At 62.8% G+C, this 422-nt stretch carries 1 protein-coding gene; it reads left to right on the plus strand.

The genetic code is table 11. The annotated features are described in order from the left end of the window. A partial coding sequence (locus HF921_RS12965) for a RuBisCO large subunit C-terminal-like domain-containing protein (RefSeq protein WP_264318211.1) occupies positions 1-422 on the plus strand: 422 nt, incomplete at both ends.

The raw sequence follows: 422 nt of genomic DNA on the forward strand, positions 1-422 counted from the left end.
GCCGCCACTCAGGGCTGGGTCGACCTGCTGCGCGAGTCATTCGTCCCCGAGGACCGCGGTCGCGGCATCTTCTTCGACCAGGACTGGGGCTCCATGCCGGGGGTCTTCGCCGTGGCTTCCGGCGGCATCCACGTCTGGCACATGCCGGCGCTCTTAGCCATCTTCGGCGACGATGCAATATTCCAGTTCGGTGGCGGTACGCTGGGGCATCCGTGGGGCAACGCTGCCGGAGCCGCTGCCAACCGCGTGGCACTGGAAGCCTGTGTGGAAGCGCGCAATGAAGGGCGCGATCTGGAGCGCGAGGGCAAGGACATCCTCACCAACGCCGCGAAAGACAGTCCAGAGCTGAAGATTGCCCTGGAAACCTGGAAAGAGATCAAGTTTGAATTCGATACCGTGGACAAATTGGACGTGGTGAATCG

This window comes from Acidithiobacillus ferriphilus, assembly GCF_018854775.1.
Classification (GTDB): Bacteria; Pseudomonadota; Gammaproteobacteria; order Acidithiobacillales; family Acidithiobacillaceae; genus Acidithiobacillus; species Acidithiobacillus ferriphilus.